The organism is Ruminococcus sp. 1001136sp1_2201st1_G3_2201SCRN_220225 (assembly GCF_040924365.1).
In the GTDB taxonomy this organism is placed as follows: domain Bacteria; phylum Bacillota; class Clostridia; order Lachnospirales; family Lachnospiraceae; genus Blautia_A; species Blautia_A faecis.
The window spans coordinates 1-15,002 of record NZ_JBCOME010000036.1 but is presented as its reverse complement, the minus strand read 5'-3'; the positions used below and the strand labels follow the sequence as shown (position 1 = coordinate 15,002).

Here is a 15,002-nt window from a genome sequence, read left to right as displayed (position 1 = left end):
ATTTATATGACTATCGTTTTTTTTATATCCATTTACTTTTGTTAATTCTATTGATAACAGGAAGCTCTATTGCACAAAAACAGATCCTGCAAAAAGCTCATTTGCTAAATGCAGGATCTATTTAATAAATTATGAATAATTTTAAATTTGTTAAATGATTACAATTTACTCATATCTGATTGAGTCAGCTTTTGTATCAATAGCATTCACAAGATCGTCTCCACTGATGTCTCCGGAAATAACACCCTGAAGCTGAGCAGTAAACTCATCAAACAAGGACTGACTTGGGAGATTTACACTCCATCTGTCAGATGGGAATGCAATATTTCCATTGTTAATAATATCTGCAACATATTCATACTCTTCCGGCATCTGAGCCTCAACTCCGCTTCTATAGCTGGTTCCGCCAACATTTGCATCAGCAAATGCCTGCTGAACTTCAACGGAAGCCAATGCTGTTAAAGCAGCTTCTGCACCATCGTGATTTTCCGTATTTACATTAATACCGAAGCATGCAGCTGGTCCACCTAAAACGTATTCATTTTCTCCTGTTTCGCTAAGCTGCGGAAGCATTTTAAAATTAACTCCGGATTCTTTCAGCTCTGTATACTGCCATGGACCTCCATGAAGAAAAGCCACTTCTCCATTTTTAAAACTATTCAGCATTTCCTGGCAGGAAATTCCCAGAGATTCAGAAGCGATCAGTCCTTTTTCAACTAATGTACACCATTTATTAACACAGTCGTTAATATGTCCGTCCATAGTTACTTCGCCCATTGCAAATTTGGTGTCAAAATCTGTTCCATCAGGGTTTGCTTCTTCATTGTTATGATAATAAGAATTTTCCAGATACCCCAGTAAGCTAGATGTTGCAGTTGAGTCATCCGCAATCCCAAAACCATATGCATTATAGCCTTTTTCATTAATAGTCTCGCAAGCAGCTACAAACTCATCAAATGTTTTTGGAATTTCTACTCCACATTCCTCAAGAATCGAAGCATTACACCAGATTCCGGAAAACCATCCATAGGAAGGAATTCCATAAATTTTTCCATCAGCACTGCAAAGCGACATTCCGGCCTCATTAAACTCTTTTACAAAATCATAATCTGAAATGTCTTCCACGTTACCAGCTTTGATTTCGGCTGGATAGTTTGTTCCATCCATAATAATGTCTGGGCCTTCTCCAGATGCAAGCTGTGTGCTAAGTACATTATTATAATCAGTATTTGCAACATATGTGTACTCAATCACATACTTCCCATCCATCTGCTCATTTACCTTTTCCAGAATAGGATTCATGTCATCCTCATCATACCATCCCATCAAGGTTACCGTCTCTGCATCATCCGCCATAACCAGATTGGAACCGCCTCCAACTACCATTACTGATACAGTGCATGCTGTAAGAAACATACTAATCACTTTCTTTTTCATTTTTTTGCTACCCCTTTCGTTTATTTTTAAGTTGCTTTAAGTATAACGTTCACAGGATACGAAAAAAATAACAAAAAACTTATCTCATTATCAAATTTTTAAGATTTATATCCTATACTTTTCGTTCCAGTGTAATAAAATCTCTTCGCAATTTGATTATAGAGGTAGTTCCTCCCGGACCTGCAAAAATTTCCACACCGTATCCTTCCCCACACAGAATACGAATTCTCTTGTCAACATTGCTTACCCCATAACCAAATTCTTCATGGGACATTTTTCCCTGACCAATTTTTTCATACAACTCAAGTCCATTATCCCTGACAGTCATATAGAGTTCATTATTTTCTGCATAAATCTCAATGGATATTTTTCCTCTTTTTTCTCTCATGCAGTCAATGCCATGCTCAATTGCATTTTCCACCAGAGGCTGCAAAATAAAAATTGGAACCATCTGGTCTAAAAGCGAGGGCTCAATTTTATACTCAACATCGAAGCCTTCATCGTGCGCCATAAGCTGCAGTTTCACATAGGCCTTTATATTTTCCACTTCTACATTCAAATGGTCTACGTTTATGCCCTTGTTAAGAGCAGTCCTGTAAAAAGTAGCCAGTTCCGTAGTTATCTCGTAGATTCTGTCTTCTCCTTTTTCAATGGCTATCCAATTAATTGCGGAAAGATTGTTATAAAGAAAATGCGGGTTAATCTTTGACTGAAGCAGATCCAGTTCCAGGCTCTTTTTATCCAGCTTTGACTTGTATACTTCATCGATAAGCGTTTGTATTTTCCGCAGCATTTTATTAATATTTCGAGCCAGTTCCCCGATTTCATCCTGGGAACTTTCTGCTATCTGAATCTCAAAATTTCCATCTTTTACTTTCTTTACCTGGTCAATAATCTGATACAAATAGTGCAGCAAAGATCTGGCACTTTTATTAACTCCTATAAATCCAAGCAGCAACAGTAAAACTACAATTACAACAGAACCAATGATTCTTGGATGAAAAGCACTTGAGAAATAAGAAGCATCAATTCTGTAAATAATTTTCCAACCGGTGTCATTTAGATTTCTTTCCTCTTCATAGCCAGCACTGTTTTCATTAACTTCCCCCTCATTATTGTATTCTAACAACACAGCTGAACCATTTTTCACCTGGATGTCCACTGGCATTTCCGAGAACATGGATATACTGTCAGAAAAAACTTTTTCCTTTACTTCTGCTCTGAGAACGCCATATACCCGATTTGGAAGGCTCATGGCAATTCTACGTGTTATAAAATATTTTCCATTTTCATTCCACCACAAAGTATCTGCGCTATTCCAACTCGCTTCATACCAACTGTTATCTTCCAGATCGGAAGCTTTTTTGAATACTGCATCATTGTTAGAAATCCTTTTATCGGAATAAACCTCCATCTTTGAAAAATAGCTGTTGGAAAGCCAGGCGTTATAAATCAGGTTATTTACATTTGAAGTCATCTGGATGCGTTTCTTATACTCAGAATCATCTAAGCTGAGGAATTCCCTTAGTACACTGTTGCAGGTCACATATAATACGGATTTTTCGCACATCTTTATCTGATTCTCAATATTCAGATGGTTCCGCTCAATGGTTTCTTTCGCTTCCAGAAGCTGCTGCTCTTTGATAAAATTTGTAGATGAGTACAATACAAATATCTCCAGAACCAGCACAGGAAGCATAACTAACAGCGTGTAAATGATCCTTACTTTATTCAAAAATGATTGTTTGTTGATTTTTTTTGCTATCCTATTCACCATTTTGCACCCTTTCCCTGTACTGCACCGGACTGCAGCCTTCATGATTTCGGAAAATAGAAATGTAGTAAGATACATTCAGGTATCCTACCCTCTCCGCCACATCACTTACTTTCATATTTGTCTGACACAAAAGTTCTTTTGACTTTTCAACACGATACCAGGTAATAAATTTTACCAGATTTTTTCCAGTTTCCATTTTATATAAAGTACTTAGATAGGCAGAGGATACCTGCAGCTGTTCTGCAATATACGATACATTTAAATCACTTTCACTGTATTTTTCATAAACCAGTTCTTTTGCCATGCGGACCAGGCGGTTTTCTTTTACCTCTTCTTTTTTCTCTTCCTGCATTTTATCCAGAACGTTTTCGATTATCTTATTTACCTCTTCTAGTGTCCTTGCCTGATATATTTTTTGAATACAGGGTACCATGTCCACATTAGAGTCTGTGTACTCGCTGATCTGCTTCATCGCATCCGTAAAAGTATATTTTACATAAATTGAACTAAAGCCAGTCTGCTTCATTATATAGGCAAATACTTTCACAAATTCCTTCTTAATTCCGGAATAATCCTGCATTCTGGCGCAGTTAAATATCCTTTCAAAATACAGGGAAAGCATATCATTTTCCTTTTTTAAAAAATAATCTTCATCATGAACCAATACCATACTTTTGGATACGAAAAATTGATAGTCAAGCTGGTCTTTCAATTCTGTATATTCTTTTTTCAGTTCTGTAAGACTTTCGGTCTTTTTTCCCAGTACAACAAAAATATTTACCTGATATTTTTTCTGGGATTTTTCAATCAATATCTCACATTCTTTTTTCGTTTCTGCTGTCCGATAAAAATCTCTTTCCCGGATCAATAACACTACGATCTGGTTATCTGTGTTTGTAATGATCACAGTTTCTTTTCCAAAATATTCTCTGATATCTTTCAGGTACTCTTCCCATTCAATAGAAAACAAATTAGAATAACAGGAAATAATTACAGGTATACAGATTTTTTTCTGCACAACACTGATGAATTCATTTTCCAGAGTTTCCCAATGATTTAAAGTTCCCTCTTCCAGTTCTTCGGACTCCAAATAATTAAGCAGATTCCAGCTCAGTTTTTGCTGTGCGGCCTCTTCCTTCGCCTGTATGATATCATTTCTATTTTTCTTTTCGATCTCTTTTTCCTGGCAGATCTCTATGATCTTTTCAAAAAGAGCCTTAAACGCATCCAGTTTAACTGGCTTCAAAAGATATTCCTGTACCCCTAATGAAATGGCATTCTGTGCATATTCAAATTCACCATATGCACTGTAAATAATGCATATTGGATTCAGCCCTCTTTTCTGCGTTTCACGTATAAGCTGGATTCCATCCATATAGGGCATTTTTATGTCTGTGAGCAGAATGTCAAAATGATTTTTTTCCATTATTTTCAGTGCATCTTCTCCGTTTTGCGCAAATGCTGTTCTTAATGGAAACCCAAACCTTTTTAATAAAAGCGCAATTCCTTCCCGCTCTTTCTTTTCATCATCCACAATCAAAATATTGTACATAAACTCACCCTTCCATACATATATTTACTCAACTTTATTTCATCATAAAAGAAGCTTTATGTAAATACCGAAAAAATTACCTGAGTATCAATTTTTTATACTACGATACAAAACTTCTAATACACAAAAGAGTTACTATTTCCGCAAGTATCCCTGCACGCAGGTGATGTCATGCTTATAGTAACTCTTTTATCTTTATAACAATATTTGCATTTTAATCCGCTAAAGTTATAGTTCTCTTATTTCACTTTTATAAACTTCCACTTATTGCAGCAATTTCATTCAGCATTCCCATCCCCTGCAGTAAGCTTATAGTATCCCTTATCCCAGCTGCATAAGCAAGATCTGAATATCTCTCGTCTCTGGTCTGCAGGCAGGCGATGTAATCATCGATCACACGCTTTACAGTGTGGGATAATTGCAGCTGGTCATATCGTTCTTCCAGATATTTCAGATCCTCATTGTCCTGTCTGATGTAGGAATCATTTTCATCCACCCGCTGCTGCTCCATCACCATTTTCTCAATGTTCTGAAGCATAATCATCTTTGTTGTCATTTTCATTATTGTTTTCCTCCTGATATGTACTTATAGATCACGGTTCATTGGTAACGTTTTCCCGAATCACACAAGCTGTTCTTCTGTGATTCCAAGCTATTTTAGGGTTACAATTAAGCAGTGATAAAAAATCCATTTTTCTCACACTTACCGTCATTATTCTACGTTTTATATCAGGATTTTGCAACAAAAATCGTCCGACAACTTTCCCTATAATTCGACAAAAGCGGCCGAAAAAGCGTGTATTTACGCCTTTCCTGGCCGTTCGTTGACTTGCTCTTTTGGAGCGTATTTGAAAAAGACATTCTGCAAAGTGGGGCGTGCAGACTGCGGAAATGATTTTTCAAGCACGCTCTAAGCTAAGCCCTATTATAATAAAGCGCACCGTTTAAAGTCCAAGGATATCGTTTACAAGAATAACATGTATTCTATCTTTATGCCGGGAATATCTTGTAATCAGGAACTGACAGCAAATCGTATCCGGAGATTTACAGTCGAAGCATTTTCCTGCGGTTTTGCAAGGTGTCTTCACCTCAAACCTCTGTGCATTCGCCGGAGCTGCCACATTTCTTGCCCGCTTCATAGCTGCGTCAAGATCTGAACAGACCTTATTCATTCCCACAATGAAAACCACCTTCTTCGGTCCCTGGGCAATACAGGAAACCCGATTGGAATTTCCATCAATGTTTACCATAACACCATCACTGGTAATGGCATTTGCACTGGAAAGAAATACATCCGCATCATACGCTGCCATCAGGCTTTCTCTTGGTGACATTTTCGCACGATTAATATAATTATAATTTCCATCTTCCAACGCCTTGATCAGTCCGATCTCATGAGCACTTGTGCAGCCACCCATGGCAATACTGCTGCCCTCCGGAATCAGTTCCAGCGCCTGCTTTACAGCAGCTTCTCTGTCTGCGGCGTAATAACCTGACATATTGCGGGATTCCAGGCCTTTGATCACATTTTGAGCCAGTACTTCATTTCTCTTTTGCATATTAATATCCATTGCTTGCTCCTCCTGACATTGTTTTAGTATAAATTATAAGCCAAATTTCATTCTTTATCAACTTTCGACTTGACTTATTTTATATTTCGCCAGAGCGTAGTAAAAAAATATATTGTCATTTTTTTCAGAAAATTTATTTTAATTTTAAACTTCTGTGATATAATGCCTTATTATAGAAATTCCAATGGATAAAACGAGGTAAACCTGGTGAAGAAAAAAACACTTGTGCCTCTTATCATTTTTTTACTAGGCATATGCCTTGTTGGTTTCATTGTATACAAAACAGACACCCACGAGAAGAACGAGAGACACATAACAGCACAATTAAACGCAACAACCTATGGGGAACGCATAAAAAATGAGATTGCGAGTGGAATTGAGATTACGGATGCTCTAAAGCAGATCCTGATCAGTGAAAACGGAGAGATTAATCAGTTTGACACGATTGCTGAAAATCTTATGTCTGCTTCTATTGAAAGCGTACAGCTTGCTCCGGATGGTGTTGTGACAGATATTTATCCGGCTGAGGGAAATGAGGCAGGTAAAATTGATCTGATTCATGATAAAGACCGTGGAGAGATTTCCTGTTACGCACGAGACAATCACACAGTCATTACACAAGGCCCTTTCGAATTGAAACAGGGAGACTATGGAATTGCTGTACGCAATCCGGTTTATCTGACGGATACAAACAAACAAGAGTATTTCTGGGGATTTACCATTGTTATCCTGCGTGTTCCTGATATTTTCTCAGACTCGATTTATGCTCTTTCAAATTTTGGATATGAATATAGGATTTCAAAGACGGCTTCTCCCTGGAGCGACACTTATAAGGTTGTTTATCAGTCAGATGGTTCGTTAACCCAACCGGTCTCTTATGATTTTAAAATAGGCGCAGAGAACTGGAGATTTGAAGTAACCCCCCAAAGCGGATGGCGAAATAATACACTTATAGCTGTAGTCACCGTTTTTTTTCTTGCCGTAATCCTGCTTCTGACAGTTCTTACCCGGGTATGGCTGGTGTCCAAAGAAAATAAAAACAGATTTCAGATACTGGCACACACGGATTCCCTTACCGATATTTACAACCGCTATGGATTTGATGAAGCAGCAGAAAAAATCATCGCCCAAAATCCGAAGACACATTTTGTGGCTGCACTTTTTGATATCGATGACTTTAAGTTTATTAATGATGTCTATGGGCATGCTTACGGAGACAGGGCTTTAAAGAGTCTGGCAGACAACATGAAAGCTTTTTTTCCACCAGATGTACTGCTTGGAAGAAACGGTGGTGACGAGTTCTGTATTCTTCTGCCTGATTGTACCTTTGAAGAGGCAGACGCAAAGCTGAATCAATTCACCAGACTGCCTAAGACCTTCTCTTACAAGGGAACAGAACATCACTTTTCTATTTCTCTTGGATATGCGGAATATCCGGCATTTGCCTCCAACCATTCACAGCTTATGCGCTGTGCAGATGCAGCCCTTTATGAAATAAAGCTTCACGGAAAAAACGGATGTATGGCTTACAGAGAAGACCTTCAGTCAGGAGTCCGCAAACAGCTGGGATTTGCGCTTAAGGATGTCTCGGAGCATCTTCCGGGTGCATTTATCATATACAGAGCAGACAAAGAAGATGATGAGCTGTTCTATGCCAACCAGGAGTTTCTTCATATGACCGGATATAAAGATATGGACGAACTCTTTCGACTTACAAACAAAAGCTTTCATAACCTGATTCGGGAGGATGAGCAGAAACAGATAGAAGCAAGCATCTGGGAACAGATTGACAGTGGTAATGAAAATGACTATATTCATTTTCATCTTCGAAAAGCTGACGGCTCTTACCTCTCTGTGCTTGACCATGGAAGAATCGTAGAAAACCAGCAATACGGAAGAGTATTTTATGTATTGTTTATGGACTGGAAGGATATGCATATTCATTACGGTGATAAATTTTCCGGATAATAGAAAAATACTGTCTGGTAGGAATTTTTGCATTCTATAAACCTACGATTACATCATCAATCTGAGAGGTTTACACAAAGTAATTTACACTCCGCCCTGTTGCATAAAATAATGCAGGTCTGAACAAGACCTGCATTATTTTATGTGCTTTTCACACGTATTTCCCCTTCATTTTATCCGCTTTATCTTCCCAAAATCCGGTCCAGATTTTCCAGAATTACATCAACATTGGTTGGTTTTGCAATATGTCCATTACTTCCTGCCTTGATTGCTTTTTTACAATCTTACTTATGTAAAAAAACTGCTTCTATATATACGACTGCGCTACACTATGCACAAGAAAAACATTACTGCGCAATACTTATATCTGCCCATGCATATTTCTGATATAAAATGCAATCTGATAGGGCAGTCTCTCTTCCGGCGTTTTCAACTCATTTCCCAGAATTTTCCTGATATTTCCGATACGGTACAGCACCGTATTGCGATGCGTATACAATTCTGCTGCCACAGCCTGAATACTTCCATTATGCTTCAGATATGACTGAAGAGTTTCCACATAACCGGCATGATATCTTCTGTCGTATTCTTCCAATGCTGCCAGACATTCTGTTTCCATTTCCTTCAGTATTTCTTTATCTTTCACCATATAAAGCAGACGGAACAACCCGCAGTCATCAAACTTTACCACCTGCTTCTTTTGTGTCATCGCTATGTGTGCTGCCGCCTTCGCTCTCTGATAGCTTACCGAAAGCTGGGAAATATCCATACATCTGCTCCCGATTCCCACGCACAATTGCAGTCCAGGCATACGTCTTTTTCCTCTTTTTATGGCACCCTCTACAAGGCGGCACAAATACTCTTCCGAAAGCGCATTCGCTACCAGCACAAAATCAGAGTTGTAATAAAAAAAGCTTCCATTGTGAGTGATATCCTCCAGATATACCTGTATTCGATAAGACAGCTTTTTTCGCTCCACTGTGTCCATGGAGTCCAGCCCCTCACAAGTCATCAGCAGCACCTGAAAGCTTCCATCTACATCAAAATACTGTAATAAATCTTTTCTATATGCATCCTGATTATCCGGAGTCTCAATAGCTGCAATCAAGGCGGATGCGATCTGCTCATCTGTAGTATCCTGCAAAAATACATGAATACTGAAGTCTTTTATCATATCTGATAAATGCACTTCCCAGGGCACAGTCAGTAGCGGAAGGTCATTTTCATCACAGTATGCTTTCAATTCTTCCGGCACCTCATAAATGTACTGTCCCACATTGATAACAAGCCCTGATGCATGATACCGGTTCAGCTGCTGTGCCAGATGCATCCAGTCTTCTTTTTCCGGAAAGCCAAGCCCGGTTGTCACTGCAAGCTCCTTTCCCCAGAAATTCTGTATGATCGTTGTATCCTCCAGAAGATGTACCCAGCTGATTGAATTGGACCATCCATTTTTTCCGGCCAGAAACTTCATTTCATATCTTGTTTCTGCTGTCAGCATCATATCCTGTATTGTAAAACTCATAAAACCTCCCTTTTTGTTACCCAAACCCATTCTGTAAAATGTTCAAATTTTTCCTTTATTATATCATATATTTTGTGTTGACAGCACATATTTTCCACTTAATTTTTAGAATCCGCCCCCATAGTTTTTCCTTAATTTTGTGCTAGAATATAAGTAACTTAAAAAACAAATTAAAGGAGGCGTGAATATGAAATTCGCAGAATATACAAGTTCCCTGGATGCACTTCCCGTTCCAGAGTGGATCATAGCAGAACGTTATATGTATTGTGACAATTTTATAAATGACTATACGAAGTCTCGGCATTTTGATCTTCTGGCTTTTGTCAAACGTCTCTTTCGCAAATAATATGCACTTCTTTTCATAAAAAGGACATCCGTTTTTTCAGGATGTCCTTTCTTTTACTTTTACTTTTTTCGGTAAATTCGAAGCATCAAAGGTGTCTCTACAAGCAGCATGGCAATCCATCCTGCCAGATAGGAATATGGCAGTGCCTCAATACCAAAATTCCATAACAAAACCATCGGTGCCGCTGCAATGACACGGACTGTCATATTGGTAAAACTGCTCATCAAGGTCACCTTCAGATCTCCGATTCCACGGAAAAAGCCCTGAAGCGAATTTGTGATAGCGGGAAGAATATACATTACCGCAATCAAGTGGAGATAAACCACTCCATGTCCGATAACTTCCTCATCTTTTACAAATAATGACATCAATGGTCTGGCAAATCCCAGACAGATCAGCATAACTGCGGCTCCATAAACAAGCTCCAGTATCATTCCACATCGGAAGCCTTCCCTCATACGGTCATTTTTTCCAGCTCCTTTATTCTGAGCCATTAATGCAGTCATCGCATGGGCAATATTCTGTTCCGGTGTGATGGCAAAATCATCAATGCGATTAACCACTGCAAAGGCTGCTGCTACCGATACTCCCATTGTATTAACCAGTGCCTGTATTGCAATTTTTCCCATCTGTACAGTTGCCTGCTGCATGGCAGATGCCCACCCGTAAGCAATGGTTTTTTTCAAAAGCCTGGCATCAAAAACCAGCCATTTCTTCCCAAGCCGAAGAATCGGTACTTTTTTCTGTATATAGATAATACAAAACAAACAGCAAAGCGCCTCACTGAGTACTGTGGAAATTGCACATCCATTACTTCCAGCCTTTAATACGATAACAAAAAACAGGTCTCCGAAAATGTTCAGAATCGCACTGATGATCAGAAAGTACAAGGGGGATGCACTGTCTCCCAATGCTCTTAGAGTGCTTGAAAAAAAGTTATATAAAAATGTAAACATTAATCCCAGAAAAATAATCCGCAAATATTGCACTGTCATATCCATAATGGACGGATCTACCTGCAATAACAGCAGAATAGGTACAGCAAATATTACACAAACCAATGTGAGAAAAAACGAAAAGACCGCACCAGACAACAGAGTTGTACTGATCTGTCTGTGCAAAGTCTCATAATCTTTCGCTCCATACTGAATCCCCATCAGGATACTGGCTCCCATACACAATCCGTTCAGAAATAATATCATCAACGTGCTGACCGGATTACAGATTCCCACAGCCGCCAGGGCCTCCTTTCCTACAAAATGCCCTACAATAATGCTGTCAACTGCATTATAGGTCAGCTGAAACAAATTTCCCAAAACAAGAGGCACTGTAAAATTAACAAGAATGGGCATGATTTTCCCAGTAGTCAGATCTTTTGTCATATTCTCACACTCCCAACCAAAAGTTTTGCACACTCACATTTTAGCTTAAAAAAAGTAATTTCACAATGTCCTATTTTAACATTTTATATAGCATATTCTAATCGGATATGTTAAACTATAATCTATCACTTTCTCTGTTTCATTGATTGTTATATTATAAATTATAAGAACTAAGGAAAACTGTAACATGCTAAATAAAAAAGATTTCTTAAAATATGCATCGACATTGGCATTTCCAATTATGATTCAAAATTTGATTTCAACATTGGTAAATATTGCTGATACTGTAATGCTTGGATATGTAAGCCAGACTGCCATGTCGGCTTCATCACTTGCCAACCAATATACTTTCGTTCTTTTTTGTATATATTATGGTATGGCCACAGGTACATCCGTTTTATGTGCCCAGTACTGGGGAAAAGGTGATCAAAAGACTGTCGAAAAGATTCTCGGCTTAGCGGAGCGATGCACCTTAATTATCTCTCTGATATTTTTCCTTATCTCCTTTTCCATGCCAACTACGGTTATGAAGATTTTTACAGACAATCCTGATACAATTGCTGCTGGCAGTGAGTATTTGAGAGTACTTTCATTTTCCCTTATGTTCATGGGATTCTCTCAGGTTTTTATGAGTGCCCTTCGAAGTATCGGAAAGATAATGCTACCTTCTGTTACATACATTGTTTCCCTTTGTGTCAATGTACTTTGTAATGCCACCTTCATCTTTGGTTTATTCGGACTTCCAAAGCTTGGCGTTACCGGTGTTGCTCTTGGTACTGTGATTGCCAGAATCGCAGAGGTATTGATTTGTCTCATCTACTCCTTGAACAAATCAAATGTGAGATTCCGAATAAAATACTTCTTTGCGAAATCGGGAATCCTGTTCCAGGATTTTATGAAAATTGCAACTCCAGCCGTAATAAATGACCTCGTCTGGAGCTTTGCCAGTTCCGCATTCGCAGCAATTCTTGGGCATATTGGTAATGATATGGTTGCTGCAAATGCCGTCGCTGTTATGGTGGTAAACATTGGTGCTATCGCCTGTCGGGGTTTTGCCAACGCTACTACCATTATTATCAGTCAGGAGCTGGGGAAAAATCACATTGATACAGCCAGAGAATATGGGAAACGGATGCTCAGAATAACCATTATTGTAAGCCTGATCGGATGTGCCGTTATTCTGGCGATTCGCCCCCTGATACTGGATTTTTATCGGGATAAGCTGACAGAAACGGCCATTTATTATCTTGGCGTTTTTATCATTATGACGACCTGGCGTCTTGTTGGAGAAGGTATTAATACCTGTCTTATATGCGGCTGCTTCAGAGGTGGTGGTGATTCCAGATTTGGAATGATCGTTGATTCCATATTTATGTGGCTTGTAGCAGTTCCTCTCACATTTCTTGCCGCATATGTTTTTAAACTGCCGCCTATCTGGGTATACTTTGTAATGTCTTTGGATGAACTTGAAAAAATGCCTGTAGTATTTATTCACTATTTCAGAAGAAAATGGCTTACAAATATTACCAGAGATTTTGATTGATCCTACTTATTCACAATTATAAAATGCTCCCTTCTGAATGACAGGTTTTTGTTCTTTCACATTCCTGCCCAGTAGGGAGCATTTCTGAATCCTATGATCTTATTCTTTTTTTTTGACGATCAGCCCTATACTGTAAACAGAGGCTATTGCAATGATAAAGCCTAATGGAATTGCCACACAATAAAACACAAAATTTACCAGATTGTTATATGGGCGGAGTTTATAAATTCCTTTTGAAGTCCGATAAACCTCGACCTTAACTTTATCACCAACGTATACTTTCTGATTATAGGTTTCTTCTCCTTCATAAGCTTTTCCATCAACCTCAAATGCCAATTTGGTCCGATATTTTACTGATCTTGAATTCTTTTTATTTTTGTCTTTATCATCACTGTTATCAATCTCACGGCAGGATTCTACAACTGCAATAACCTCTCGTTTGTCTGTAGTGTTTTTGTACTCCTGGCTTTCAATTCTGTTTAAAATCATACCATATATTCCTATACCACACATGGCAATGCCCAGGACGAAACCTAATACCGAATATAATATATTGTTCCGCTTCTCTTTTTTATCCTGCTTCATACACATCCTCCGCAAAACCTGTTTTTGTTTTCGATTCTTGTAAAGAACACATATTGTAAAAAATTCTCCTTCAATTGACCATGTATTCTCTATACTAATAATAATCCATCAAAAACCGGTTTGCACTATTACTTGTGCCAGTAAATGAAGAGAAAATGTTATTGCTTACTTTGTCCACAAAAAACACCTCGCAGAACGTTGCCAGTGACTTCACATGTATCTATCCAGACAGTCAACTCTACAGCTCTCCGAGTCTCTCTCTCAAATTTTTTCGTGCTTCAGTTGCACTCATAGTTTTGGCACCATCTATTCTTTCCCACTCAGCCTGAAGTACTCTGGCACGTAACCGAAGTAACTGTTCACGCTTTTCATATGTATCAATACTCTTAATTACCATATCTCCCTCATCATTTTGGGTGATATAAATAGACTCGTTGGTTTCTTTTAAACAATAGTCAGCTACTTTCAGACTATCATCAGCTTGTGTAATTCGATAATTGCTTAAATCTTTTTGTCTCTCATCCAATTACAATTCCCTCCTTCTCTACATTATCATAAAACGGCAATGCTCCCAGCCAGTATCTGTAATGTGCTTCATTCTCCAGAACTGGATTTATTACAATCCCTGACTCCAGTTCTAGATCAAACGCCAGATCAAAAATACTGTTTTCGACCTGCTCTATTTCTTCTTTTGAAAGAGGTGTTAATATCATAACATCAATATCCGAATTTTCCTTATAATCTCCACGGGCATAAGAACCATAGACAATAAGTTTGGATAGATTATTTTTTAATATTTTTTAGTCCCTTGTACAAATAGCATTAATACTTCCTGTCTAATCAAGTTGCTACCTCCTGTCAGATTCTTTTCATCTACAGTAATATTTTAATAATATTGCAGCTGACTACGTAAAGCAAGCTATTATTTTACTTTTATTTTTGAAAGCGCAACCTTTGAAACTATCAAGCATGGAAATTCCAGTTTCCAGCTATAAAAAAAGTGAATATTATACCAGAATATTATTTTGAAGCTGCTTAAATATTTTGTATCTGCTGTCAAATCTGATGTCAAAATCCATTTTGGGGTTAAATAAGAGGTGTTCCAGAAGGGTGTAAATATATCCAGACATCAAAAAAACCCTTGAAAATCAAGGGTTTCAGGTCATGCCGCAGACCGGAATCGAACCGTTTTAAGCAATCACAAATACTGATAGAAAGGGGCTTTGAGGACTTCATCACGGTCTGGGTGTTCAAAAAGTGTTCAAATGTTTCTCATTCACAAACCGTATTTTTACTTGTAAAATGCTTCAATAGCT

The 15,002-nt window shown here is 38.3% G+C and carries 13 protein-coding genes and 1 pseudogene; 4 read left to right on the top strand and 10 right to left on the bottom strand.

Translation table 11 applies throughout. From position 1 onward, the window contains the following. Positions 1 to 165 precede the first annotated feature (165 nt). From AB5642_RS12285 to AB5642_RS12270, 4 genes are all read right to left on the bottom strand, one after another. On the bottom strand, positions 166 to 1,437 hold the full coding sequence (locus tag AB5642_RS12285) for an ABC transporter substrate-binding protein (RefSeq protein ID WP_226855413.1): 1,272 nt from the start codon (positions 1,435 to 1,437) through the stop codon (positions 166 to 168). A 112-nt stretch (positions 1,438 to 1,549) separates the two neighbouring features. Then, positions 1,550 to 3,214: a sensor histidine kinase gene (locus tag AB5642_RS12280; protein ID WP_368371651.1), complete on the bottom strand. Its 1,665-nt coding sequence runs from the start codon at positions 3,212 to 3,214 to the stop codon at positions 1,550 to 1,552. Next, on the bottom strand, positions 3,204 to 4,766 hold the full coding sequence (locus AB5642_RS12275) for a response regulator (RefSeq protein ID WP_368371650.1): 1,563 nt from the start codon (positions 4,764 to 4,766) through the stop codon (positions 3,204 to 3,206). Before AB5642_RS12275 ends, AB5642_RS12280 begins: the two co-directional genes overlap by 11 nt. Positions 4,767 to 5,016: 250 nt before the next feature. Beyond that, a complete protein-coding gene (locus AB5642_RS12270) occupies positions 5,017 to 5,328 on the bottom strand; it encodes a hypothetical protein (RefSeq protein WP_368371649.1) in 312 nt (103 codons plus the stop codon). Positions 5,329 to 5,627: 299 nt separating this feature from the next. On the opposite strand from AB5642_RS12270, the pseudogene AB5642_RS12265 reads away from it, so the two are divergent. Beyond that, positions 5,628 to 5,714 (top strand): annotated as a pseudogene (locus AB5642_RS12265) (DUF6783 domain-containing protein); the annotation flags it as partial. Here the strand turns inward: AB5642_RS12265 and AB5642_RS12260 are convergent. Continuing rightward, a complete protein-coding gene (locus AB5642_RS12260) occupies positions 5,711 to 6,337 on the bottom strand; it encodes a lactate utilization protein (protein WP_226855416.1) in 627 nt (208 codons plus the stop codon). The pseudogene AB5642_RS12265 and the gene AB5642_RS12260 overlap by 4 nt on opposite strands. Positions 6,338 to 6,544: 207 nt before the next feature. Between AB5642_RS12260 and AB5642_RS12255 the strand changes: the two genes are divergently transcribed. Further along, complete coding sequence (locus AB5642_RS12255) at positions 6,545 to 8,305, top strand: diguanylate cyclase (RefSeq protein ID WP_215660215.1); 1,761 nt, start codon at positions 6,545 to 6,547, stop codon at positions 8,303 to 8,305. 361 nt (positions 8,306 to 8,666) lie between these two features. Here AB5642_RS12255 and AB5642_RS12250 read toward each other — a convergent pair whose 3' ends face one another. Then, entirely contained in the window at positions 8,667 to 9,830 is a 1,164-nt protein-coding gene (locus AB5642_RS12250; protein ID WP_173719139.1) for a PucR family transcriptional regulator, read from the bottom strand. Between the two features lie 187 nt (positions 9,831 to 10,017). Between AB5642_RS12250 and AB5642_RS12245 the strand changes: the two genes are divergently transcribed. Then, positions 10,018 to 10,176 (top strand): hypothetical protein, encoded by a 159-nt coding sequence (locus AB5642_RS12245; protein ID WP_173719138.1) that lies wholly within the window; start codon positions 10,018 to 10,020, stop codon positions 10,174 to 10,176. Between the two features lie 59 nt (positions 10,177 to 10,235). Here the strand turns inward: AB5642_RS12245 and AB5642_RS12240 are convergent, their stop codons facing one another. Beyond that, entirely contained in the window at positions 10,236 to 11,558 is a 1,323-nt protein-coding gene (locus tag AB5642_RS12240) for an MATE family efflux transporter (RefSeq protein WP_173717526.1), read from the bottom strand. A 187-nt stretch (positions 11,559 to 11,745) separates the two neighbouring features. On the opposite strand from AB5642_RS12240, the gene AB5642_RS12235 reads away from it, so the two are divergent. Beyond that, a complete protein-coding gene (locus AB5642_RS12235) occupies positions 11,746 to 13,101 on the top strand; it encodes an MATE family efflux transporter (protein WP_195392219.1) in 1,356 nt (451 codons plus the stop codon). 99 nt (positions 13,102 to 13,200) lie between these two features. On the opposite strand, the gene AB5642_RS12230 is transcribed toward AB5642_RS12235, so the two are convergent. The 3 genes from AB5642_RS12230 to AB5642_RS12220 all read right to left on the bottom strand — a co-directional run bounded on the left by AB5642_RS12230 (position 13,201) and on the right by AB5642_RS12220 (position 14,456). Beyond that, a complete protein-coding gene (locus AB5642_RS12230) occupies positions 13,201 to 13,686 on the bottom strand; it encodes a hypothetical protein (protein WP_173717524.1) in 486 nt (161 codons plus the stop codon). Between the two features lie 238 nt (positions 13,687 to 13,924). Beyond that, positions 13,925 to 14,212, bottom strand: a complete 288-nt coding sequence (locus AB5642_RS12225; RefSeq protein ID WP_330382821.1) for a hypothetical protein — start codon at positions 14,210 to 14,212, stop codon at positions 13,925 to 13,927. Further along, entirely contained in the window at positions 14,205 to 14,456 is a 252-nt protein-coding gene (locus AB5642_RS12220) for a nucleotidyltransferase domain-containing protein (protein WP_270413545.1), read from the bottom strand. Before AB5642_RS12220 ends, AB5642_RS12225 begins: the two co-directional genes overlap by 8 nt. Positions 14,457 to 15,002: the final 546 nt, after the last annotated feature.